The sequence below is a fragment of the Candidatus Diapherotrites archaeon genome (assembly GCA_016205145.1).
GTDB lineage: Archaea > Iainarchaeota > Iainarchaeia > Iainarchaeales > JACQJH01 > JACQJH01.
Genome location: JACQJH010000002.1, coordinates 294,158 through 318,852 on the forward strand (window position 1 = coordinate 294,158; position 24,695 = coordinate 318,852).

Genomic DNA, 24,695 nt, shown 5'->3' on the forward strand with positions numbered 1-24,695 from the left:
AAAGCTGGTGGTTTTGAAAATGGCTGACCCGATAACGGATTTCATCAGCATTCTTGGCCTTGGCCTGGCAAGAATCGGCGAAAACCTTCTCAATGAAACAGCGAGAATTGTTCCAGGCCTGCTTGTCGCGGTAATACTCATAATCGTCGGCGTAATAGCCGCCAAAATCGCCAAGGAAATAGTCGTAAAGATACTGCAGGGCATAAGGATCGACCAGTGGATCGAGGAACAGAACCTGCATCCGGCCATAGGCAAAACCCCGATATCCGACATTCTTGGAAGCCTTTCCAAATGGTACATTCTCGGAGTGTTCCTGGCGGAGGCCGCAGTAAGAGTCGAGCTCAAAGTCGTGCAAACACTCATCAATTCCCTTGTCTACTACATTCCACTCGCGGTCTCCGCGATAATAGTGCTTCTGTTCGGGTTGCTTGCAGCGCGCTACGTCAGGAACAAAATCAGCGCAACCGAGCACAGGTACAGGAATGCCGCCGGACTGGCAGTCGAAGCCGCAATTCTGCTGTTTACTGTTCTTTTGTCATTGACATACGTTGTCGGCGACGCCAAAACCCAGATACTGCTGCAGGCCGTTTACTTCTTCCTCAACCCGTTCCTGTGGGCCGCCGCAATAATAACCGGCATAGTCGTAGGAATATCCTTTGGTGTAGCGTTCAAGGAAGACATCAAAAAGCTGGGCTTCGAGGCCAAAAAGTTCGCGAACAAGTTCAGATAGGCTGAAGGCAGGCAATTTTCCACGAAAAAAGGTGGCTTTAAATAAGCTTGCCAGCCGAATCTTACCGATGACTATGAAGGTAAGCGAAATAAGGCCGTACGGAAAAAAAATTGACCTGACAGTGAAGGCACTCAAAAAGAACGAGGAACGCGAAGTCAGCTCAAAACTCGACGGCTCAACGCACAAAGTAACGGAAGCGCTTGTCGGCGACGAAACAGGAACCGTGCTCCTGACGCTCTGGGATGACACGATTGCAAAAGTCGAGGAAGGCAAATCGTACAAGGTGACGAACGCCTATGCTTCTTTTTTCAAGAACTCCCTGAGAGTGAACATCGGCAGGTTCGGCACTATAGAGGAAAGCCCTGAAACCGTGGAAAACGCCAACGAAAAAAACAACCTCAGCGAAAAAGAGTTCTCCGGAAGACAGGCTTGAAACTGCCACAGGGCAAAAAAAAGCCAAAAAAAGCCGCCGGCATGGCAAAAAACTTTTTCAAAAAACCGGGAAGTTTAACTATTTAAAGACTACTTCAGTCATATCCTTAAAAGCCGGGCGCGTAGCTCAGCGGTAGAGCATTGGTCTTATACACCAACGGTCGGCGGTCCGAATCCGCCCGTGCCCAAACCCGCTTTCGCGCGGGTGAAACGACGACGGGTATTTCGCTCCGCTCAATACCCATCTGCGCGCCAAAAAAAGAGTGAAATCGCATGCAGGAAAAGAAATTGCTTGAGGCGTATTCGCCTGAAAAGGAAGCCGAAGTCAAAAGGCTGTGGAAGGAAAAGGGCATCCCCGGAAAGGCCAGGCGAAAGAACGCCAAGGCGAAGGAAAAATTCTATTTGATGGACGGCCCGCCATACGCGACCGGCCACATCCACATGGGAACCGCGCTCAACAAGATACTGAAAGACGTTGCAATCAGGTCAAAGCGCATGCAGGGATTCGAGGTTTTCGACCGCGCGGGATATGACACGCACGGCCTGCCAATCGAGCACGCAATCGAAAAAGAGCTGGGCTTCAAAAACAAGCAGGACATCGAAGCCTACGGCGTTGAAAACTTTGTCAAAAAATGCAGGCAGTTTGCAACGCAGTTCATCGGCACAATGAATTCCGAGTTCGAGGAGCTCGGGGTGTGGATGGACTGGGAAAACCCTTACAAGACGCTTGAAAACTCGTACATCGAGGCAATCTGGCATTCGTTCAAAAAAGCCGACGAAAAAGGCCTGCTGTACCTTGGAAAGTATTCCGTGCACGTCTGCCCGAGATGCGCGACGGCCGTTGCCTACAATGAAATAGAATACGCGAAGCAGACTGACACGAGCGTTTACGTGAAATTTCCAATCGAAGGCGAAAAAGGGAAATTCTTTGTCATCTGGACTACAACGCCCTGGACCCTGCCCGCAAACACGGGCATAATGGCGCACCCCGCATTCAAGTATTCTGAAGTCAGCCTGAGCAACGGCGAAACCTGGATTGTGGCGGAAGCTCTGGTGCAAAAACTCATGGCCGCGATTGAGGCAGGCTACACTGTAAAGCGCACGTTTTTTGGAAAAGAGCTTGAAGGGAAAAAATATTCCAATCCATTGTCAAAGAACCTCGCGTTGAAGCCGGAGGACACGAAAAACGCTTACCGCGTAATCCTGAGCGACAGGTACGTGAACCTCGACGAAGGCACGGGACTCGTGCACACTGCACCCGGCCACGGCAAGGAAGACTTCGACGCCGGTTCGAAAGCAGGCCTGCCGGTTCTGTCGCCGGTTGAAATCGACGGCACAATGACAAAAGAAGCGGGAAAGTATGCGGGCAAAAAGGCAAGGCAGGTCGACCCGGAAATAATCGATGATTTGGAAAGCCTCGGAGCATTGGTGTACAGGCACCCTTACACGCACGATTATCCGCTTTGCTGGAGATGCAAGACTCCATTGCTGATGATTGCGACTCCGCAGTGGTTCTTCCGCGTTTCGCAGATTCAGAAAAAAATGCTCGCGGAAAACGACAAGGTCAACTGGGTTCCGGCCTGGATGAAGGACAGGATGAAAAACTGGATTGAAAGCCTCGGCGACTGGCCGGTTTCAAGGAAACGCTACTGGGGCTCGCCCCTGCCGATCTGGGTGTGCGCAAAATGCAATAAAAGAAAGGTTGTCGGCTCGCTTGCGGAACTCAAAAGCCTTGCCAAGGTGCCGGAAGGAATTGACCTGCACAAACCCTACATTGACGCCATAACAATGAAATGCGATTGCGGCAATGAAATGAAAAGGGTCGAAGAGGTCTTGGACGTCTGGTTCGATTCCGGCGTTTCAAGCTGGGCAGCGCTCGGCTTTCCCGCTGAAAAAAAGCAGTTTGAAAGGTTCTGGCCCGCTGATTTGAACATCGAAGGAACAGACCAGGTCCGGGGCTGGTGGAACTCGCAGCTCATAACCTCGACAATCTGCTTCGGCAAAAAGCCGTTCGAAAGCATAATGGTGCACGGCATAGTGCTCGGCCCAGACAAGCAAAAAATGGCAAAAAGCAATCTAAAAAGCATGATAAGGCCGCAGGAGGTAATCGCAAAATACAACCGCGACTACCTGCGATATTACCTTATTTCCGCCTCGAAAGGCGAGGACTTCTCTTTCGACTGGAACGGGTTCAGCGACATTTCAAGGTTTTTCAACATTCTCTGGAACTGCCACAATTTCGCAAAACTCTATCTTGAGATAGACGCAGAAAAAGCGGATAAAATCGATGCCGCGCAGCTTGAGCCGGAGGACAACTGGATTCTTGCAAGGCTCAATTCAGTGACGGAGGAAACACTGCAGGCATACAACGGCTACGCGTTTTACAAGGCGTTGGCGTGCATAAGCGATTTCGTCATGGAGGATTTCAGCCGCACCTACATCAAGCTTGTCAGGGAACGCGTCGGCACAGGCACGGAAAAAGCGCTCGCGCGGACGGTGTCAAAAATCCTTTTCGACCTGCTTAGATTGCTTGCGCCGGTCACGCCGCACATAACCGAATACATTTACCAGGACATCCGCACTGGAAAAATGCCTGAAAGCATCCACCTGCTGGAACTGCCAAAGCCGGACAAAAAGCTTGAAAACAAGGCATTGGAAAAAGAAATGTCCTTGGTGAAAGAACTTGCACAGGCCTGCCTCGCTCTCAGGGAAGAGAACAAGCTGAGGCTCAGATGGCCGTTGAACAGGCTTGTTGTGGTGACCAAGACCGGAAAAGAGCTTGGAAAGGCAAAGGATATTCTCGCAAAAATGGCGAACGTGAAAAAGGTTTCCGAAGCAAAGGAAAAGCCTGCAGGAAAGTTCGCGGAAAAGCAGGCCGGAGAAACAACTCTTTGCCTTGACATCGCAACCACGAAAGAGCTTGAAGACGAATGGGAACTGCGGGAACTTGTCAGGCAGGTGCAGGCCATGAGAAAAGAGGCAAACCTCAACCCCAACGACACTGCCAGGCTGGGAATAAGCTGCGACGACAATGTTTTCCTCAAAAAATTCGCAAAGCAGATAGAGGAAGAAACGAACACGAAAATCGCCGGGGCGAAAGGCGAAATGAAAAAGCTGTTAAAGCGCGGATTCCATTTAGAGATAGGACAATGAAAAAAAAGAAAAAAACCGGCAAGCTGGAAAAACGGGTGACAAAACCATGCAGAAAATAGTTGACTTCGACTCGGACGCATTCTCCGCCAAGGGAATTTCAGGAGTGTTCGCAAACTCCGGCTTCCAGGCGACAAACATTGCCGGGGCTGTCGAGTTGATTGAAAAAATGAAAAAGGACAAGGCGACGATCATTCTCAGCTTCACCGCAAACATGGTGGCAACGGGAATGCGAGGCATCATCGCGGAACTGTGCAGGAAAAAATTCGTCGACGCGATCATAACAACTGCCGGCAGCACAGACCATGACATCATCAAAAGCTTCGTGCCATACTCCGTCGGAAGCTTTGACGCCGATGATTCCGAACTGCACGCCAAAGGCATCAACAGGATCGGCAACATTTTCGTGCCCACAAAAGGCTTCGAGGTTTTGGAACAGAAAATAAGGCCCGTTTACAAAAAAATGCTTGAAGGCAAAAAGCCTTTTTCGCCCAGCGAACTCAACTCCGAAATCGGCGGAATACTCGGAAAGGACTCGTTCCTTTACTGGTGCAGGAAAAACTCGATTCCTGTTTTCTGCCCCGGCATAACCGACGGCGCGATCGGGCTGCAAATGTACTTTTTCAGGCAGGACAACCCTGGTTTCATTGTTGACGTCACAAAGGACATGAAAGAGCTGGCTGACATTGTGCTGAACGCGGACAAAACCGGGGCAATCATTTTAGGCGGCGGAATCTCCAAGCACCATACAATCGGCGTGAACATTCTGCGAGAAGGCCTCGACTACGCGGTTTACGTTTCAACGGCAGGCGAGTTCGACGGCAGCCTCAGCGGCGCAAGGCCGAAAGAAGCGAAAAGCTGGGGCAAGCTCAAGGAAAAAGGTTCTTCCGTCCACGTTTTCTGCGAAGCCACAATCGCAGTGCCATTGATTGTCGCGTCGCTCAAGGAAAAAGGGCTGTTGTGAAAAGCGCATGATTCCGGAAGTCATTTTGTTCGGGTTGTCGGGCTTTTTCGCAAAGCTCACGGACAACCTTGTCGACGAAAGGTTCGTTTCAAGGGATAGCCTCAAGTACTTCACTGCAATAATGTACGGCGCGGTTGCCGGCTACCTTGCATCGACGAATTCGGATTTTGCAACGCTCATTTTCGGGATAATGGCGGGCAACATAGCGTTCGGCAGGATCGACCACAAGGCGCACCAGCTTGGCGTGGCAATCATAATAGCGGTTGTCGCGGTTTTCGGCTTAGCGCAAATCAACGCATTGCTGTTCATTGCGTTCGCACTGCTTGCATGGCTCGACGAGTTCCTGAACGACTTGGAAAAAAGCCCGGGCGTGCTCGGCGAAAGGCCGATGCTGCCATTGGCGTGCATTGCCATCGGCGCATTTTACGGCAATTGGATTTTCCTCATGGCAATCGTGGCATTTGACGCGAGCTACCGGCTGGCGGATTACGCCATGGAAAGGCTCATGAAAAAATTCAAGGCGGAGTTTGGGCCGCAGCTTGCAATCGACTGCTACAAGTGCAAAAGCAAAAACCTGTCAAGCGAAAGCTTTGTCAAAAAATTCCTCCTCGAACTCGCAAAAACAATCGGCATGAAACCCATCAGCGGGCCTGCCACAATAAACTATTCCGCGGAAAAACCCGACGACAACGGCATTTCAGGCTTCATTCTCATAGCCGAATCGCACATAAGCATCCACACCTATCCCGCGCGCGCACTCGCAAAAGTCGACATAGTCTCATGCAAGGAATTCGAACAGGCGCAGGCAGTGGAGTTCGTGCGGAAAAAGCTTGAAGCCGAAGACGTGGTGTGGAAAAGGATCGAGCGCGGAAAAGAATACCCGAAAGACGTCGAAGAAGCCAAAGGCATAATTGACAGGGAAAGAAAAAGCGCCTGAACAACGCGGACTTCAGGCCAGGCAAAAACCAGATTGCCATTGAAGAGGCGACAGCACAAAAGCAGATGGGTATTGCAACGGCAATGCTCCAAGATCCAAAGATTCCGGGCACGTCGCAAAATCTTGGATTTTACAAAGTACCCGTCGTCGGAACCGGCGTTGCGAGCAGGGCGAGCCAGCTACACTGCAGGGGTTGCACCCCTTGCAAACCCCGCAAAGCATGCGTGGTGTTCCGCAACAGCGTGAACACCACAAAACGTACCCGCCGGACGAGACGGCTGCGGACGAAACCGCCGAGTCAGAGGAACAGGTGCGCCGCAACAAGCACCACAATCGTTGCAACCGCAAAGCCAACCACAAACAACGGCGGGATTTTCGGCCCTTTAGTGTCCGAATCAAAAAAACGCATTATGCCCAGGCTGGAACTCGGCCCTGAAACGCCCGGACCCTTTGAAAACTTGACCAACAAAAACCACCCTCTGGAAAAACCAATGAAAGATTATTTAAGGGGGTTACCAATAAAAATAATTGGTTTGACATGCCGGGATTCGATTTCGGGCCGCCGATGCCCGCATACATGCCGAAAAAGGCCGCGCCGCCATCAAACCCGCTTGCGAACTTTCTCGTTCTGCTGGCGCTAATCGCAGTCCTGCTTTTTGTGGCAACCTGGACCGGCGTGATAAAATGCAACGCAGTTCCATTCTGGTGCGACACGTACTATGCCATAATGGGAAAACCGAAAGTGCTCATAGTTTACGGCAACGAAGGCCTGGGCGACCCGGAACTATTGCAGGAACTGCTCGCGGACCCGGCGTTTGTCGGAGTGAAGCCGACAATGCTGCACATCGACAGGGTCAACCTCGGAAACCTCAAACCATACGCGCTTGTAATAGTCGAAAGGGCGAAAAAAATTGAAACAAGAAAACTCCAGGACTTCATCGAATACGCCGCATCCGGCGGCAGGCTTGTTTGGACCGGGGATGCGGGCACTGAACTCGGAACAGGCGACGACTACTTGTTCGCGGATGAAAGCCCGGACGCAAACTCGAAAGAGCACAAGATAATCGGCCCCTGGACCAGGAAAGTGGGAGACACAATTGTGAGTTTCGACCAGCTCATATCAGTGAACTACAAGGCAAATTACTGTAAAATCAAAGCCTGCCAAAAAGACAATTCAACGTCGGTCGGCAGCCTCAGGCCCGAACCGACAAGGGAGCATCCGCTGATTGCAAACCTTTCCACAAACCTTGTGCTACGCGTGTTCGACGGCGAAGACTTTGCAATAGTCAACACAACCACAGGATACGTCACAACCGAAGTGCTGACAGTCGACTACGGCGGCCAGCTGTTTGACGCCGAAAACAAGCCCGCGGGAAGCACTTCGCCGATGATAGTGGTTTCAGGCGTCGGGGAAAGAGTCGCGTACTACGCCATGCCGCCCGAACTATTCGCAAACCCCAAGCTCGCGCAAAACCAGAAATACTTCAGCATAGTGCGCAACATGTACAACGGAATGCTCGGCAAATGAAACAGGCCCGCCAAAAAAATCTAACAAAAACATTTTTAAATAACAAAGAATATTATGATAGCAAATTTGGCCGAAGGAAAGATATTTAAAGACAAGAAACAAAGAAAGATATTGGTTAACAGGTTAATGGGAAAAAATTAAGGTGTTGGATTGTATCCTGAAGACGCTGGCACTGAACCTTTGCCTCCCGCGCCAGGCGGCGGGTCATTCCAATCGCATGCCGGAAGAAACCTTGAAGGCATCGTTCCGCTCATTCTAATCATAATCGTTGTCGGGTTTTTGGGCCAAAGATTCGGGTTCTGGCAGATTCCGTTTCTGGACCAGAATGTTCCAACGCAAATGCTTGTAATCGGCAGCCCGGGCGGCGAACTGAGAAGCGTGCTCGACGAAGCGAAAACCCTGAGGCTCATAAATTACAGGGAACGCGATGCTGCCTCTTTCACTGTCAACCCGCGTGACCAGCTTGCACAATACAAGATTGTCATGCTCGACCAGTCGAACCAGGCCGACAAAAGCATTTCAAGCAACTTGGGGGAAGCGCTGCGCTATTTCGTTTCAACCGGCGGAAAACTCATTGTAATAAAAAATTCCGCAATCTATTTGAGCTCTGAAAGCCAGGGCATTGCATCCGACGTTGTAGGATGGCGCGCGACAATGGGCGACGTTGTTCCGGCGGAATGCGCTCCCGGAAAAAACAGCATTCCGACGTGCCTGATGCCAATCACGATCAGGGGAATAATTTTCAGGCAGGACTTCGACCACGAAATAATGGAAGGAATCGAATTCGCGCCAGCCTTGCCGGACGTTCCGCCTTACCTGCTTGAAGTTTTTGACGTTACGCCTTCGGACAACGAAATCGCATTTGTCCGCGATGTCGTCACTGGCAAAAGCTATCCTGCGATAACCGAAAAAACGCTTGTCGTCGGAAAAGCAATCTACTTCAACTACGACCCCGGAAAGACTCCGGAAATATTCAAGAAAACTCTGAAATACCTGTCCAAGTAGCCGTCACGTCCGGCTGGTACGCTTTGTGGTGTTCACGCTGTTGCGGAACACCACGCATGCTTTGCTGTTCACAATAAGTGCAATCCTGCTTTCACCCGCATAAGCTGCCACGCCAACACTCGGAAACTTTTTAACGTTCAGCCGCAAAGCTGACTTGCGGAAAAAGGATTATTAACAGGGTAGCCCGTTTCTATTTCCATGGGCCTTTACACGCAAATATTCATTTTCATCGCCCTCATGCTATTGGCTTTCCTGCTCGGCCAGATTTCATACTTTGCGCTATTCAGGCTGTTCAAAAACCACAGGTCAACGGCAAAAAAAATCGGGAAAGCGCTCAACTACGCGTTTTTCATTGCATTCCTTTATGTCGGCATAACCTTCGTGCTCAACCAGAACATCGACTCCTTTGTCGCCGCGGCAGGAATAATCGGAATCGCAATTGCGCTTGCATCACAGCAGACCGCGTCAAACGTCCTTGCCGGCATAATAACCGGTTTCCAGAAAAGCCTGTCCGAAGGCGACATCATAGAATTGGACGGCAAAATGGGGCAGGTCAAGGACATAAACCTGCTTTCAGTTGAAATGAAAACCTTTGACGGAAAAATAATGGTTATTCCAAAAGCCTATTTCATGTCAAACCCGTTCACGAACTATTCGACCGGAAAAGTGCTGCGCCTCGCCCTGCCATTGCAGGTAAGCGCAAAAGCCGACGTCAAAAAAATAAACGCAATCCTCATGGACATCTGCCTCAAGGACCCCAACGTATTGCCCGAAATACCGTATGAAACCACGTTTTTCGAAAAAATCCTGCAAAAGGAAACCGAAAAAAAAACCTACAACCCCGACGTCGTAATAAAAGGCGTTTCAGCCGACTTCTACGCAATAGAACTCCGGGTCTGGATCCACGACATAAAAAACAAGGACAAAATCGCGTCAGACCTCAACCAGACGATTTTCGAAAAATTCAAGGAAAACAAAATCGAGCTCAGGCCGGGAGCAGGCATTTGAACGCAAAAAGCGCCAAGGTTGCACAAAAAACCCGGCAAGGCGCCCTTTTTTCTGCATGGAATGCTTTTATGCCCAAAAGGCACTATTGCTAGCACACGGGGGCACAAATATGTCAAAAGCAAGAAAACATTCAAGAAATGCGGCAAGTCATAAAAAAAGGCAAAAATCTCCAAAATCGAAGGCAAAGGACAAAGCCGGGCCTATAGGGCCCATCCCTTATGCCGAGGACAAATCTGAAGCTAAAAACTAGAAACACCGAAACTGCACAAAAACGAGGTATAAACCCCTAATTTCTGCCCCCTTTTTGTGCAAAACTCCGCGCCCCGCAAGGTTTAAATACATCATGACACAATCATGATAGTACATGAAGGGTCATGACTCATCCGACATGGAGAGGCTGCTTGCCGAGGCCAGGCTTTTGGCGGAAAAGCCCGAATTGGGCGCTTTTGCCTCGGACGCCGAAATGCTTGACGAAATCAGGCGGTTTGCCGACAATCCCGTCTTTCTGGCAACTTTGATGTTCAAGCTTGCCAAGGAACGCGAGAAAACCAACAGGCTTTTGGAACAGATTTTCGACAAGTTCGACAAAATCATGCTTTCAGTCAAATCAGAAAACCCTTCGCTCCCAACACGCGAGGGAAAGATAGAGCTCCTGCCCGGGCAGGACCAGAAAATCATCGAGGCCGTGCACAGAAATGGCCAGGTTGAAGCCAGGCAGATAAAAGAAGAGCTTGGCTACAGGGGCCTTAACGCGGCAAGCCAGCGCTTGAACAGATTGTTCAGGGAGGGATACCTTTCGAAAGTGCAGTCCGGAAAAAAAGTTTTGTTTTTGGCGAGGCTCTAGAAAGACTTTTTTCTAGAACACCAACCCCACCTCCTTTGCCGGAAATGACGCTTTTGTCGGGCTGCCTTTCAGGTCCCTCTTTCCTCCTTTGCCACGCCCGGCGGTTTCGTCCGCCGGGTCCGAAACCAAGGCGCCCCGCTTTGCGAGGCGCCGGGTAAACCGGTTTTGCGTAAAAGTGGGTCACTTGCCGACCCACGCAAAACCACTTAAATATTTCAGGGTTGCATGAATGCTCCCTGCTTCCGTCCCGGAGACTTTCACCACAACTAGCGTTTGCCATCCCCTACTTTTAAATACGGTTTTGCCCTATTATTTGCCGATGGCGTTTGAACTGAACGAGAAGCCTGCCATTATCGGCAGGAGCCTGTCCGACATTGAAAAGTACGGCGAGCAGGGCACGGCTTACATCGGAAAGGTTGTGATGTCTTCCGGCGAAAGGCCGGTGCTTGGAAGGAAAATCAGGATGGATGTTGCCAAGCCGCACCTAATACTGATTTGCGGCAAGCGCGGCGGGGGAAAGTCGTTCTCTATGGCCGTGCTCATCGAGGAAATGGCGCGCCTTCCAATGCAGGTGAGGAACCGGATTGCCGTCATTGTAATTGACACTGTCGGAATTTTCTGGAGCCTGAAAAAAGGCGATGAGCTGAATGCCGAGGAATTGTCGCAGTGGGATTTGAAGGCGCAGGCGACGGACATCAAGGTTTTGGTGCCGAAAGGCAAGCTTGACTTTTACAGGGAAAAAGAGATTCCGGTTGACGGCGCTTTTTCGATTAAGGCTTCGGAGCTTGAGGCAAATGAGTGGATGGCCTTGTTCAAGCTGACCTGGAGGGATCCGGAAGGCGTGCTTTTGACAAGGGTCATTGAAAGCGTGAGGGAAAAGCTCGGCACTTATTTTGGGGTTGACGAAATAATTGCCGCTGCGAAATCTGACGAGGAATCGGAGTCTAACACAAGGCAGGCTTTGGTGAACCGGCTTCGCGTTGCGAAAACCTGGGGCCTGATTGAAAAGCAGGCGCCCAAAATAACGGATTTGGCGCAGGCGGGAGCAATCACTATAATCGATGTTTCGGCTTACCGGCAGACAATCGGAGCGGAGGGCACCAAGGACATCATTGTCGCATTGGTCGGCAAAAAACTGTTCGAGGAGCGCATGCTTTTCAGGAAAGAAGAGGAAATCAGGCTGATTAAGGGGAAAAAGCGCGAGAGCGGCATGCCGATTGTCTGGATGTTCATTGACGAGGCGCACATGTTCATGCCAAAGGACGAGGAAAACATTGCGTTGAGGGTTTTGCTTGAATGGGTTCGTGTCGGAAGGCAGCCGGGCCTGTCACTGGTTTTGGCTACGCAGAGGCCGGACAAACTGCATCCGGACACGATAAGCCAGTGCGATTTGTTCATCAGCCACCGCATGACTTCGCGGCCGGATATCGACGCGGTTTCGGCTTTGCGGCCGAGCTATTTGCACAAGGATTTTGACAAGTATTATGAGGAAATGCCGCGCTCGAAGGGCTTTGCAATTATCCTGGATGACAATTCCGAAAAAATCTGGATGACGAAAATCAGGCCCCGCTATTCGTGGGATGCCGGCGTCACGGCAAGCGCGTTCACGGATTAAAAAGGCTTTCTTTAAGCAATTTTCTGGTCTGGTGGGATATTTTCTTGGACGGAAAGGCTGGGCAGTTGTCAAAGGCTTTGCTGGCAATAATTGCAATCGCGTTGCTTGCTTTCCTGAGCCAGACGATTCTGGAATTCGTGCACGGCCTGAACCAGGCCATTTTTGCGGGCAATTCAATCGGCAAGCTTGCCGTAACTTTTTCGTGGTATTCCCTTAACATCTTAATCAGCATTTGCGTGCTGAAAACAGGGATTCTTCAAAGGCTTGCAGGAAAGGAAAAATTGTTCCTGAAGCTTTTTCTGGCGTGCTTGGGAATAGCGTATTTTTTGGGCGTACTGCAATTTTACCTGTTTGCAGTGCACTACCAGACTTTGGGGCCGTTTGCGGCGCTTTCCAACGGCCAATACCTTCAATGGGAGGCCTCGATTGTTTCGCACAACCATTTTCCCAAGGCAAGCATATACTTTTTTGAAAAAATAACCGGATTGCATGCCGGGCCAAGCGTCGATGACGGGCGTCCATTCTATGAAATCTATCCGGACATTGACTTGTGGGCTTCGGCTTACCTTTTGCTGGGGCTTTTCGGCCTGGTTTTCGCGGTGCTGCACCTCAATGCAAGGATCCGTGAAATAAAACTGTTCGATTATTTCATTGCCTTGACAAGCTTCATAGGCCTGCTTATCGGAACGTTTGACGGCGGCATTGGTTCCACTACGACGGTCATTGCCTTGGTTTTTTTCCTGTTGTACTGGGCGAGGAACTATCTCAGGTCAACCGATTCGATGATTCTCATACTTTTCCCGCTGATCGGAATTTCCCTTGTCAGCTTTGTCGGCATTCTTTTGGGGTTGTCTTTCAACGACAGCCTTTTTTCGGTTCCCCTGATTGTGGCAATAAACCTGGCGTACTATTTTGCGGTCATGCGCCGGAAAAAAATCCTGCAGAAAAACGCGTTCACAAAGGGCCTTGCAGTGCTGTTCGGCATTTCACTTCTGCTGTCAGGCATCATAATCCTTGACCTGTCCTTCGGAAGGCTTGTGATGGAATACCCTGCGTGGATGACGATGAAGGAAACCGAGAAGGGCGGGGCAGTGTATTTTTACGGTTTGCCGGCTGAAATGACCAAGGCGGAGTTTGACTCGGAAGTTGAAAAGTTCGGCGGCATTCTCGAATCGCACAAGGAAGGCTGGGTGGGGTATGCGCGCATCACGCCAAACAGGCTTTTCAGGTCCGGCGAGCTGGAGGACAGGATAAGGGCCGATTTCAGGCCGAAACAGTATTTTTACGTCGAGGAAGGCCTGCCTTACAAAACAGTGCGGAAGCTTACCGTTTACTGGTTTGAAAATGCTGACGCGGAAAAGTTTTTGCCGGACAAGGAGTTCTTGGACGTCCGTATAATCGGAATGAAAAAAGGAGAAGCTGAAAATTCCACGGACATTGTCATCGAGGGCAAAACCGATTGGAGATGGCAGATGCTGTCCGTCCTCAACGAAATCAGGCAAAACGGCTTCAAGGGAAAGCTCATGGTGGCGGAGAAGTAGCCCGAAACAAAAAAAAGGCGGCATTGCTTACTCGGCGTGTCACCAGTGACACGCCTTGGTTTCGGACTCGCCGGACGAAACCGGCGCCTTGGTTTCGTCACAAGCGGGCGAAACCGCTTAGGGAAGGGGAGAATCGGACTCCCGGTCTCTGCCGTGTGAAGGCAGTGTCATAGCCACTAGACCACTTCCCTGTGCAAGAGAAAATTCTCTTCGGAAATGTTTAAAAAAAGCAGATACGTATGCTTATTGATGAGAAAGTTTTTTGCCATTGCCTTCGTGCTGTTTTTTGCCTCCGCTGTTTCGGCTTTGACTGTCGAGGCGCCTTCGCAGATTCCGGCTTATTCGAATTTCAGCGTAACCGCAAAGTTTGATTCCACGGACAATTTTGACCAGGCAGTCATACAATTGGATGGTCAGGCGGTTGCAACCGTTTTTCCGACGGCAAACGGTTCTGGCACGATAAGTGAAAGCGACACTGATAACAGTAAAGTTTTGGGTGCGGCGCTCGCTGATGACGACAAGGCCTCAAAGGACGGGCTCAAGATAGTGGTGTCGCTTGCCGGCTTGTCCGCGGGCAGCCATAACGTCAAGGCAGTCGAGTTGAAGGCCGGTTCAACTGTCCAGGAGCAGCAGGCCAATATAAACTCGTTCCAGCCGCTTGACGAGTCGTTCAGGGCCGATGCCTTGCAGAAAATCGATTCGCTTTCCCAGAGCCTTGACGAGCAGAAAAGCAAGAATGATGCGCTGGCAGGCGAAAATTCCTCGCTCAAGTCAAAGGTTTCCGAACTGGAAAACTCTTTGACCCAGAAGCAGGCCGAGGTTGAAAGCATTTCAGGCAGTTTGCGCAATTTGCAGTCAAGGGTTTCAAGCACGGAAAGCGCGGTCGAGGAACAGAAAACCCAGAACGAGGAGACAAGCGCAAAGGTCGGCGAGCTTGAAGCGCGCACTGCCGGGCCGCTTGAAAACGTCGTGAAATTCTTGTCCGGACAGAACGATCAGCCGCAGGCTGAAACATCGGCAGCACAAATGGAAAAGGCCCCGGATGAAAATGCGGTGCAGAACGAGAACATTTTAACCGGCCTGGTCGGGGCGGCTGAAGCGAATTCGATGACAATAATCGGCCTGGTCGTGCTCATTGTCGTGTCGGTGCTTGCAATAATGCATTTCACGAAAAGGGAATCCATTTACGCGGACTCCGCAAACAAGGAGTGGGCAAACGACGACAATTTGGAGGATGCCCTGGCGGCGAAGGACAAGGAACTTGAAAGCCAGAATGCGCCCAAGAAATGGCATGCAAAGGAAGCCCCGGCAGAAGACGAGCAGAAGAAAGGCACGCTTGTCAGGCTCAGCGACATGTTCAAGAAAAAATAACCGGCCGGAAACCTATTATTTGCCGCTCAAAAAGGATTGCCTGCAAACTCTTGAAATCTTTTAATGCGAGAGCATGCGTGGCATCCCGCAACAGCGCGGATGCCACAAACCGCACCAGCCGGGCGTGACGGCTTGCGGGAGGCAGGACTCGAACCTGCGGAGCCACTAAGGCACGGGCGCCTAAAGCCCGCGGAATTGCCGCTATCCCACTCCCGCGGAATGATATAGGATATTCGCCCGAAGGGCTTTTTATTGCTTTTCGCGGGAATGCCGTCCAAGAATTCGCGTTTTATTTTTTTGCCTTGCCGCTTTTGTTTTTCCCGCCATTTTTTGCCTGCGGGCTTTGCGTTTTTGCGAGGTATTCGCCGAGCTTTCCCGCTGCAATGGCGCGGTGCGAGAACGCGTTTTTTTCCTCGACCGAAAATTCGACTAGCGCTTTTTTCCCGCCGTCAGGCTCGAAGATTTTTTCGTATGGCAGGCGTTTGGCTTCCGGCATGACGACTTTTTCCAGGATCCTGCCTTCCAGTTCGCCGGCGAAAAACTTGTAGTCCTGCGGAGAATTCATGAGGCAGATAACCGACTTGAACCTTGCACTCCGGTCTTTTCCTTCGAGCTTTTTGAACAGCCCTTCAAAGCCCAGTTCGAGCCAGGCGCGCTTCGCCTTGGTGCCCGGAAAGCCCGGCAGGGCATCGAAGAAAACGCCAGTGTCCTCGACAATGAGCGGCTTTTTGACCAGGCTGTAGGCATGGCGTGCCTTTGCCAGCGCGATCTCTTCAAGCGATTTCAGGTCGGGCTCGTCAAGCTCGATTTTTTTCTGCTCAATTTTCACGCCGTAACCGCCGAGGATTTTTTTGATTTCGTCGAACTTGAAATCGTTTGTTGAAACCAGGAAAAGAGGATCAGGCATTAAGACAAGAGAAAAGAGGATTGTTTTTAAATCGTTGGGGAACCGGAAGCACCGGCAATCGCTTTTTAAAGCCTTTTTTGTTTCATTTCTTTCATGCCGATTTTTGATGCTGAACTGTACAAGGGCAGGGCCGAAAAAAAGCACCTGACGCTCGTGCTATCCGAGGGCGAGGGCATAATCAATTCCATCAAGGAGGGCATGAAAGAGCACGGCATAAAGGAGGCCTTTGTCGAGCAGGCCAACGGCCTCGTAAAAAGCGGCCAGATAACGTTCAATCAGGGCAACAGGCTCAAGTCAAAGGAACTGGCGGATGAAAAGATTTTCCGCGCCAGCGGCAAATTCTCATTGAGCTTTGACGAACTGTTCGGCAGCATGAGCATCACGGTAATGAATTCGCATCCCCTTTCCGGCACGCTTACAAAGGGCACTGCTTCGGAAGGCTTTCAGATAATCCTCAGTTTCCTGGAAATAAAGAACAAGGAAAACTGAGCCTGCTTTTCACTGTTCAAGCCTGAAAGGGTTGAAATCGGTTTTGTGGTCGTACACGTCCGTTTTTTCCATGCGTTTCAGGAAGGCCACGATTTTGTAGGTTATGGGCGTGAACAGCACTTCGATGCCGACCTTGAAAACGTAATTTGAGACTATTACCGCAATGAAAAGGCTTTGCGGGAGAACGCCGAAGAATGCGATTGTGACAAACAGCAGGGTATCCACGCCTTCCCCGACGATTGTCGAGCCGATTGTCCTCGCCCAAAGCCATTTTCCTTTTGTCCAGATTTTCATTTTGGCAAGTATGAATGAATTGGAGAACTCGCCGGCGAAATACGCGACCAGGCTTGCAATGACTATTCTGGGCACAACGCCAAGCACGGCCATGAACGCACCCTGGTTTTCCCAGCCCGGCGAGGGCGGCAGTATGCCGACAAGCCACAGGTAAGCGGACATGAAAGCCGTGGCAAAAAAACCCATCCAGATGACTTTCCTTGATTTCCTGTAACCGTAAACCTCGGTCAGGATGTCGCCGAAAATATAGCTCAAAGGAAACAGAAGCGTGCCGCCGTCAAAGTCGAAGAAAAAAAACGAGAGAATCTTGGATGACGCTATGTTGGAAATTATCAGGACTGCCACAAATGACGCCATTATGACGTCAAAGTACCTGAAATTTTTGGTCTGCGCCGGGTTTTCTGGTTTTTCCATAAAAATTCCCACACACCCTATCTATTGCACGCGCCCTTCTTGCCTGACACGCCGGGAGCACAACACCAATGCACTACGCTGCCGGCAGCTTACCTGAAAAAACATGCCAAAACGCGGCAAACAGCCAGTCCCATTATTCTTACTCCGCACATTAGGTTTAAAACCAAATTGCCGTTGCCAGGCAAAATGCGAATTCAGACCTTTACGCGGATAATCGCGCCTTTCTTTTTGAGGTAGTTGTCAACTATGAACAGTATTCCGAGTTCTAGTATCGCGGCCACTATTCCGAATAGTATGCCCAGAACCAGGTTCACTGCCAGCGGCGCAACAAAGAACACCAGCGCAAGCAGTGTCCTTATCAGCAGGCGCTTGTTTTCCTCGCGCCTGGATACAACCTTGAGCTCGAACAGGCGCTTGAACACAACGAATGCGAGAACCGTGTCAATGATGCTGAGCAGCAGCAACAGCAGTGCAAGCATCGGCGCTTCCGTTGTGGCCCTGCCTAAAATGATTTTCGCGGAATCCGAAATCGTGCCCACAAAAGAGGATAACAGCGCGATGCCGCTGAATTTGGGCCTTGCAATGAGGTCGTCCTTTTTCACTACAAGGCTGTACTCGCCCTCTTCCTTGACAATGAACCGGGCTTTTCCGTCAGCCGCGGTCGTGAAGGACAAAGACTGGCTGCTAGGCGAAACAACGCTGATTGAGGCGTCCTGCGCGGGCTGGCCTTTGACGAAAACCGTTATTTCCTGCGCCTCGCCCACGGGCACGGTATTCTTCAGGTCAACTGCCAGGCCCTCCGAAGCCGGAAGCTCGCCGCAATCCTTGTTTGACAGGCACTCGGCTTCGCCGAAACCGTTAACCAGAACGCATGCGTTTTGCTGGCAGGCCGCATGCTTTCCCTCGCATTCCGAGTCGGAAGAACACAAATCGTCGCCTATGCCTGCGGCCAAAATGCACGCATTGTTGCTGCAGACCGTGTGCGAGCCTTCCGAGCACTGCACGCTTGCGGAGCAGGACAGGCCGTCGGTATCAAAGTTGCTTACGCCGTCCCAGTTTGCCGGCGCAGGCAGAACGCAGTTGTTGGAGAGGCACATGCCGAACTTTTTGGCACAGCCCTCGTCGACCTGGCCGTTGCCGTTGTTGTCAACGCCGTCGCCGCAGATTTCGCCATTGTCCGCGATCACGCGTTCAAAGGAATTGTTGTTCTCGTTCAACTCCGCGACCTGGTTGTCCTTGTCAACAGTTATCAGCAGGATATGGGAATCCTCGAACTCGGGCGCCGCCTGGAACTGAATCACGCCGGAGAAATGCGCGGTTCCGTCATTCTGCCCGCCAGGAACCTCGACCGCTTCGGAGCCATAAATGCTTCCCAGGCCGTTGCCATAACCGCCATCATTGCCGCCGTCGCCCTGTGAACCCGCGCCCCAGCCAGCCCCCCAGCCGTTGCCTCCACCGCTCACAATGCGATTGCCGGAACCGGAAGTGTTGGTAGGGCCAACATTCAAAGCGCCGGACGCAGTGGCGTTACCGGGACCACCATTTTCGTTTGCAGGCCTGCATTCGCTGTTAGACCATTCGCCGCCTTGGGCTACGCACGCGGCTTTTTTGGCCTTCTTTTCCGGCGTTATCTCGTTTCTGAAATCGTCGCTTGTAAGAGTAATCTTTTCAAATCTTACCTCGGCATTCGGATCGGAAAGCTTTGTCCTCTCGTTGCCGGAAACCTTACGCTCTGTTACCACCCTTGGATTGAACTCACGCCTGTCAGTGTACAACCCGTTCGAGAAATCCGAAGTTATGGGCTTGCCATTATTTTTCACGGCAAACTCGACTGAGGCAGAAATTATTTTTCCATCCTCGAATTGCACATTGGTGACTTTTACATCGGAAATGAAGAGGTCGGGCGCATTCTCAGGCGCGCCGCAATCCGTGTCGGAAACGCAGGTCGCAGGCCCGGCGCCGTCAACCATGACACAGGCCTTTGTGACCACATCGCATGCCGCATGCTTGTTCACGCATTGGCTGTCGGCGGAGCACTGGTTCACGCCGGGGCCTATGCCTATCTGGCACGAGTCGTTGCTGCACACCGAATGCGTGTTGCTTGAACAATCGTCATTGGAATGGCAGGTCGCAGGCCCGGCGCCGTCAACCAGAACGCATGCCTGGTTGACGCATGCGGCATGCTTGTCCGTGCAATCATTGTTAGCGGAGCACTGGTTTGCGCCAGGGCCGAAAACCTGGACGCATGCATTGTTTGAGCAAACCGCATGTTTTTCCGTGGGGTCAGCGCACTGGGGATTCGACAGGCATTCGGCTTCGCCGGAACCATCAACCAAAACGCACGCGTTGCCCTGGCACGAGGCGTGCTTGCCCGTGCATTCGGCCCCGGAATCGCACTGGTTTCCGTCTTCGCCGATGACCCTGATGCAGGCATCATTGCTGCACACCGAATGCGAGTTTGAAGTGCAGGAGGAGTTTTGCATGCAAAGCTGGCCTTCTCCGGCAAGCTGGCAGGCGCTGAAGTCCGCGCTGCACCTTCCGACAGGAGCGGGCCCGCAGTCAGTGTCAGAATAGCATTCCGAAATGCCGGTGCCGGGAACAAGCGTGCAGGCATTGTTTTCACAGACTTGCTTCTTGCCTGTGCAGTCGGCGTCCCTGCTGCAAAGGTCTTCGCCTTCACCCGCAGCGACAATGCAGGCAGAATTCTGGCAGGCAAGGTGGGTCACGTCGACCTCGCAGGAAGCATTCGTTATGCAGGATGCGCCGGTGCCGCCGGCAACGCATGCTTTGGAATCCGGGTCGCATTTTGCGCCCGCGCACGCGTTGTTTGATTCGCAGTCGGAGTCCGCGCAGTCAATCCTGCCGTCTGCATCGTCGTCAACGCCGTTCGTGCACTTTTCCTGCACAACGCAGACATTGCCGCCGGCGGACCTTTCAAACACAATCTGCCCCGTGTTGTCCGTTTCAAGCAACTCGGATATTTTTTGCGTGTAGTCCGCGAAAACGCTGAAAATCGTCCTTGACACAACCGAGTTTGCGGCAACGCTGAACGAAATGCTGCCGGAGTTCGCAACGCATTTGCCGATGCAGCACAGGCCTGCGTTGCTTGACTGCACGGGCGTGCCGTCGCAGTTCTGCTTCGCGGAGCAGATTGTGCCGCCCTGCGTGGCGCACGGGTCAGGCAAAACCTTGACATTGATTTTAAGGAAATCCGCCAAAGAAGGGTCCTTGTCGGATTTGGATGCCACGAGATACGAATAATAGCCTGCCTTGCCGGGTGCCTTCACATTGACTGAAACACTTGAGTCCGATGCATATGCGCCGCACGTCGCGGCGGCCAGGGAAACGTTCGCCGAGGAAATCGAAAGATTCGGCGCGGAAGCGCTGAGCGAAAAGGACTGCGCGTCGAACGACGGGTTCGTAAGCAGCAATGGCACTGCCTGCCCCGCATTCCTTGCCATGGTCAAAAAGACCTCTTTAGAATTGTTGGAGGAAATTATTTTCGGAATTGGAAGGGCCATTGCACTCTTTGAAAAAGAATTCTGCAGGTAGCCGGTCATCTGCGGGCCCCTTACCGGCCAGTCGTATTTTGCGGAATCAAATTCAGCTGAAGCCACAATTGAAGTGGTGAAAAACAGGTCGGTTGTTGAAGGTTCGACAAACTGCACCGTCGTTTCCTGGCCTTTGGGCAGGGAAACGCTTTTTGTCCGCACCGCATTCATTGCGCCGCCCTTGAAGAAGTAAAGCTTTACCAGCAGGGGGAATGATTCAGTGAAATCCATGTCGCCGGTGTTCTTCACTTTGACGTTGAAAGTGAAGGGTTTGCCGGTGACGTACCAGAAATTGTCGGTTGGATGGGCCGCCACGATTATTGCAAAAGGCCCGCTTTTGACAGGAAAACCCTGGTTGCCGGCATAATAAACCGTGTTCTGCACCGGCAATTGAGTCGTGCAATCCTCGAAATATTCTAAATGCATGTCATACAGTCTCACTGTGCCCGGATTCTTTGCAACGAAATTTTCAGTGAAAGCCTTTGACTCATCAGGCTGGAGGGAAAAAAACTGCGACGGGTGGCCTTCAACAAAAGCCGCGTTTGTCTCAACGTCGAAATATGCGCTCGGAGTCCTTTTGATGCAGACCGGCATGTTGCCATTGTTCTTGTAGCTCATGGTGTATGAAACATTGCTTCCCAAATTGAGCGGGCTACCGGCGGCTACAACGCTGCCTCCGGAGGAAACAACCATGTTTTTTTGAATCAGGGCGTATTCCGCGCCCTGCGTCGTGGTGTTATAGCACAGATTTGCGCCAACCGCGCCGTTGTTGTTGCCGCTGAAAGAAGCATAGCTTATGGCCTTAATGGTCTTCGGATTCATCGAGGGCGCAAAATATTTTGAATAGACAATCGTGCATTCGAACGAATAGGTTTTAGTTTCAGCCGCGCAGAAGCGCTGGTTGGGAATGTCGCGCGTGTTTGGCTTCGAACAGTCAAGCAACAACGGGCCCGGCGACCCCCATGTAAAATAAATCCTCGCGTTTGCGGTGGGATCCGAACCAATGTTCTGGACCGTTTCATCAATCCTCACGCGCGTGTTTTCGCCTATTGCAAAACCAGACGGGCACAATGCCTTTCCCTGGCTTGGATTGCTTATGTCCGACAAGACAGTGCCGGCGAACGGCCCGTCCAAGGCGGTCATTTTGAGACCCAATATTTTCATTTGGGGGTCTGCAAAGGCAGTGCCCGCCATGAAAAGCGCGAATAAAAGGAACGATGCCATTGCAGCCTGCCCGCGATTCCAAGCCATCAGTTTCCGCCTCCGACTTTCAACTGCTTCGCCTGCTCTGGCGGACCGACAACGTCGCCGCGGTACAATCCCACGTCAACAAGCTGTTTTAGAACAGTCCTGCCGGCATTCGTTATCGTCGCGGTAATGGAAATGTTTTCATTCAGCGCATAGCACGTCCTTGGAGTGGAAGCCTTTGCAAGCAGGTCAGGCAGATCCGAAACATCAAGGCTTGCTTCATGCGAATTGTTGTATTCGTTGTTCTCTTCAATCGCCTTCGGCGCATCCGCCACAACCGAAACAATGACTGTGCCGAACCAGCTTGAAGTGTTCACTTCAAACCTCATGATTTTCTGTTCGCCCGGCGTCAGGGAAACGAATGCCTCGGACAGCATTGAACCGAAGCCGCTTTGCCCTTCGAACAAAACCACGCCAACGTTCTTTGCAGTGTCGGAACCGAGGTTTTTCACTGCGGCTTCAAGCGTCACCGTTGAATTCGATGGCACTGAAATCCTGCCGCTCACGGCCGGGAAATCCGGGGCATAAATGCTTGTCACGGTCAGGTCGGCGCATTCGTCTGTAACGCCGTCCTGGTCGTCGTCAACGCCGTTGCCGCAGATTTCCTTGAAAACAACGTTATTGCAGCCTTCGTCGACCTCGCCGTTGCCGTTGTTGTCGACTCCGTCGTCGCAAATTTCCGACAGGCAATCGGCAGAGCACGCCTCGCCAATGTTGCAGACGCCGTCGCCGCAGACCGGGACAGGGCAATCATCATTGACCACGCACTCGGGCGGCCCGGGACCCGCGGCAAGCGCGCAAGCGCCGCTCACGCACGCGGCGTGCTTCTTAATACAGTCGTTGTCAATAAAACACTGGTCTTCGCCAGGTCCTGCGGCTACAACGCACGCTTTATTGCCGCAAATAAAATGCGTGTCGCCCAGGCAGCCGGTTGCCGTGCTGCAAAGCTCGCCGTTTCCCGAGGTCGTGCACGCGCCCTGCGGATCGCATTTGCCGATCTGCACGGGATTGCACTGGCTGTCGGAAATGCATTTGGGTTCACCGGCGCCGCTGACGAGCTTGCACGCGTTGTTGACGCATTCCGTGTGGGTCTCAATGCAGTCGTTGTCAGAACCGCACAAGTCCGGACCGGGACCGGCCGCCTGGACACAAGTGCTGGGGCTTGTCGGACTGCACACCGCATGGGTTTCCGGGGGGTTGCACTGCAGGTTTATATGGCATTTTGCGGGCCCCGCGCCGTCGGCAAGCGCGCAGGCTCCGCCAATGCAATCCGCATGCTTTGCGGTGCAGTCGGCGTTCGAAGAGCACTGGTTTACGCCTTCACCGTCAACCTGAACGCACGCGCCGGAATCGCAAATTGCATGTTTGGGCACAACGCATTGTTCGTCGCCAAAGCAGGTCGAATCGCCTTTTCCGTCGACAAGCGCGCACGCATTGTTCTGGCACTCCATGTGCTTGTTCTTGCATTCTAAATCGGATGAGCACTTGTTCCCGCCGGTTCCCGCGACCTGCACGCAAGCATCATCAAGGCACACCGCGTGCGTTTCAGAACTGCGGCACTGTTCGCTGTTCTGGCATCTCGGATAGCCGGGCGCGCTTACAAGCACGCAGGCATTCCCGACGCAACCCGAATAGACTCCCGGGCCGCACGTCGAATTGGAAGAACAAAGGCTGTCATCCGAACCGGAAACTGACAGGCACGCCTCGCTCTGACATATCGCGTGATCCGCGGGTTTGCACTGCGCGTCAACCTGGCAGGTCGATGGACCGGGGCCGTCGACAAGCTCGCATGCATCGTTCACGCAGGCCATGTGCTTCTTTTTGCAGATTGGCGGGTTCGACGAGCATTCGTCGTCACCGGTTCCGAAAACCGGTATGCAAGCATCCCTGCTGCATGTGGAATGCATGGGCAGGATGCACGAACTTCCGGGAGTGCAGAGCACGTTGCCCTCGCCTGACAGGGAACAGGTCTGTGTCACGTAGTCGCAGGTGTACTCAACGGGCTTGCATTCGTTGTCGGAAAGGCACTTTGCGGGTCCCGTGCCATCAACCAGAGAGCACGTTTGGTTCACGCATTCGGCGTGCTTGCCCTTGCACTGGGCATCGGAAGTGCACTGCCATGGCGGGCCCGGTCCCGCGACAATCTCGCACTTGTCATCGGAGCAAACGGAATGGGTTGTGGGAATATCGCATTCCTCTGCCTTGCTGCAAAGCGCGCCCGTTCCCGTTGTCGAACAGGCTTTATTCTCAGCATCGCATCGTCCTGTCGCGCACGGCGGCAATTGTGCCGCCGCGGCCTCCGACTGGGCGCTTTCCCTGCCAAGCGAATCGACCGCGGACACATAATATGCATAGGAACCGCCCGCCTTGACATCCGTATCAATGAAGGAAGTTCCGGAAACCATTGACGCAATCTTGACCAGCGGCCCTTCCGCCACGGCCTTGTAAACGTTGAATGAAAGGCTTCCCGTAATGGCTCGTCCGCTGACGGTTTCCGTGGGCGCGGCCCAGAGAACTTCAACCGCCTTTGCTTCCCCGCAAAGGAAACCATAGTATGGCGGGCCCGCATCCGGGTTCACCGGTGCCAGCACGGACGGCAGAAGCGCAAGCAAAGCGAAAAGCGCAAAAACCGCGCGCGCGTCATGGAAAACGGATTTCATCCTGAAA

At 52.2% G+C, this 24,695-nt stretch carries 18 protein-coding genes and 3 tRNA genes; 14 read left to right on the forward strand and 7 right to left on the reverse strand.

All coding sequences use genetic code 11. The annotated features are described in order from the left end of the window. Nucleotides 1-7: 7 nt before the first annotated feature. The 6 genes from HY394_04705 to speD all read left to right on the forward strand — a co-directional run bounded on the left by HY394_04705 (nucleotide 8) and on the right by speD (nucleotide 6,213). A complete protein-coding gene (locus HY394_04705) occupies nucleotides 8-730 on the forward strand; it encodes a hypothetical protein (protein ID MBI4053313.1) in 723 nt (240 codons plus the stop codon). Nucleotides 731-797: 67 nt separating this feature from the next. Further along, entirely contained in the window at nucleotides 798-1,163 is a 366-nt protein-coding gene (locus HY394_04710; GenBank protein MBI4053314.1) for a single-stranded DNA-binding protein, read from the forward strand. 115 nt (nucleotides 1,164-1,278) lie between these two features. Then, nucleotides 1,279-1,350: transfer RNA gene (locus HY394_04715), tRNA-Ile, on the forward strand. Between the two features lie 85 nt (nucleotides 1,351-1,435). Beyond that, nucleotides 1,436-4,315 carry an isoleucine--tRNA ligase gene (locus HY394_04720; protein MBI4053315.1) on the forward strand — a complete coding sequence of 960 codons (2,880 nt, stop codon included), beginning with the start codon at nucleotides 1,436-1,438 and terminating at the stop codon, nucleotides 4,313-4,315. Nucleotides 4,316-4,361: 46 nt separating this feature from the next. Beyond that, nucleotides 4,362-5,276, forward strand: a complete 915-nt coding sequence (locus HY394_04725) for a deoxyhypusine synthase (protein MBI4053316.1) — start codon at nucleotides 4,362-4,364, stop codon at nucleotides 5,274-5,276. 7 nt (nucleotides 5,277-5,283) lie between these two features. Further along, the gene (gene speD / locus HY394_04730) at nucleotides 5,284-6,213 is read left to right on the forward strand and encodes an adenosylmethionine decarboxylase (GenBank protein ID MBI4053317.1); all 930 of its coding nucleotides are present in this window, start codon (nucleotides 5,284-5,286) and stop codon (nucleotides 6,211-6,213) included. A gap of 298 nt (nucleotides 6,214-6,511) precedes the next feature. Here the strand turns inward: speD and HY394_04735 are convergent, their stop codons facing one another. Beyond that, entirely contained in the window at nucleotides 6,512-6,622 is a 111-nt protein-coding gene (locus tag HY394_04735) for a preprotein translocase subunit Sec61beta (protein ID MBI4053318.1), read from the reverse strand. A 129-nt stretch (nucleotides 6,623-6,751) separates the two neighbouring features. On the opposite strand from HY394_04735, the gene HY394_04740 reads away from it, so the two are divergent. From HY394_04740 to HY394_04765, 6 genes are all read left to right on the forward strand, one after another. Continuing rightward, complete coding sequence (locus tag HY394_04740; protein MBI4053319.1) at nucleotides 6,752-7,741, forward strand: hypothetical protein; 990 nt, start codon at nucleotides 6,752-6,754, stop codon at nucleotides 7,739-7,741. A gap of 150 nt (nucleotides 7,742-7,891) precedes the next feature. Continuing rightward, nucleotides 7,892-8,746 carry a hypothetical protein gene (locus HY394_04745; GenBank protein MBI4053320.1) on the forward strand — a complete coding sequence of 285 codons (855 nt, stop codon included), beginning with the start codon at nucleotides 7,892-7,894 and terminating at the stop codon, nucleotides 8,744-8,746. 198 nt (nucleotides 8,747-8,944) lie between these two features. Beyond that, nucleotides 8,945-9,754, forward strand: a complete 810-nt coding sequence (locus HY394_04750) for a mechanosensitive ion channel (protein ID MBI4053321.1) — start codon at nucleotides 8,945-8,947, stop codon at nucleotides 9,752-9,754. 364 nt (nucleotides 9,755-10,118) lie between these two features. Further along, nucleotides 10,119-10,598, forward strand: coding sequence for a hypothetical protein (locus HY394_04755; GenBank protein MBI4053322.1), 480 nt, complete (start codon nucleotides 10,119-10,121; stop codon nucleotides 10,596-10,598). A 319-nt stretch (nucleotides 10,599-10,917) separates the two neighbouring features. Then, the gene (locus tag HY394_04760; protein ID MBI4053323.1) at nucleotides 10,918-12,213 is read left to right on the forward strand and encodes an ATP-binding protein; all 1,296 of its coding nucleotides are present in this window, start codon (nucleotides 10,918-10,920) and stop codon (nucleotides 12,211-12,213) included. A gap of 44 nt (nucleotides 12,214-12,257) precedes the next feature. After that, entirely contained in the window at nucleotides 12,258-13,754 is a 1,497-nt protein-coding gene (locus HY394_04765; protein ID MBI4053324.1) for a hypothetical protein, read from the forward strand. A gap of 118 nt (nucleotides 13,755-13,872) precedes the next feature. Here the strand turns inward: HY394_04765 and HY394_04770 are convergent. Further along, nucleotides 13,873-13,945: transfer RNA gene (locus HY394_04770), tRNA-Val, on the reverse strand. Between the two features lie 58 nt (nucleotides 13,946-14,003). Here HY394_04770 and HY394_04775 point away from each other — a divergent pair. Beyond that, nucleotides 14,004-15,125: a hypothetical protein gene (locus tag HY394_04775; GenBank protein ID MBI4053325.1), complete on the forward strand. Its 1,122-nt coding sequence runs from the start codon at nucleotides 14,004-14,006 to the stop codon at nucleotides 15,123-15,125. Between the two features lie 133 nt (nucleotides 15,126-15,258). On the opposite strand, the gene HY394_04780 is transcribed toward HY394_04775, so the two are convergent. Both HY394_04780 and HY394_04785 read right to left on the reverse strand, forming a co-directional pair. Beyond that, a tRNA-Leu gene (locus tag HY394_04780) sits at nucleotides 15,259-15,341 on the reverse strand. A 73-nt stretch (nucleotides 15,342-15,414) separates the two neighbouring features. Beyond that, on the reverse strand, nucleotides 15,415-16,032 hold the full coding sequence (locus tag HY394_04785) for a non-canonical purine NTP pyrophosphatase (protein MBI4053326.1): 618 nt from the start codon (nucleotides 16,030-16,032) through the stop codon (nucleotides 15,415-15,417). Between the two features lie 93 nt (nucleotides 16,033-16,125). Here HY394_04785 and HY394_04790 point away from each other — a divergent pair, with 93 nt between their 5' ends. Next, the gene (locus tag HY394_04790; GenBank protein ID MBI4053327.1) at nucleotides 16,126-16,521 is read left to right on the forward strand and encodes a DUF296 domain-containing protein; all 396 of its coding nucleotides are present in this window, start codon (nucleotides 16,126-16,128) and stop codon (nucleotides 16,519-16,521) included. 9 nt (nucleotides 16,522-16,530) lie between these two features. Here the strand turns inward: HY394_04790 and HY394_04795 are convergent, their stop codons facing one another. From HY394_04795 to HY394_04805, 3 genes are all read right to left on the reverse strand, one after another. Beyond that, nucleotides 16,531-17,229, reverse strand: coding sequence for a queuosine precursor transporter (locus HY394_04795; protein ID MBI4053328.1), 699 nt, complete (start codon nucleotides 17,227-17,229; stop codon nucleotides 16,531-16,533). 194 nt (nucleotides 17,230-17,423) lie between these two features. Beyond that, the gene (locus tag HY394_04800; GenBank protein ID MBI4053329.1) at nucleotides 17,424-22,031 is read right to left on the reverse strand and encodes a hypothetical protein; all 4,608 of its coding nucleotides are present in this window, start codon (nucleotides 22,029-22,031) and stop codon (nucleotides 17,424-17,426) included. Further along, a complete protein-coding gene (locus HY394_04805; GenBank protein ID MBI4053330.1) occupies nucleotides 22,031-24,688 on the reverse strand; it encodes a hypothetical protein in 2,658 nt (885 codons plus the stop codon). The genes HY394_04800 and HY394_04805 overlap by 1 nt, the downstream gene beginning before the upstream one ends. Between the last annotated feature and the right edge of the window lie 7 nt (nucleotides 24,689-24,695).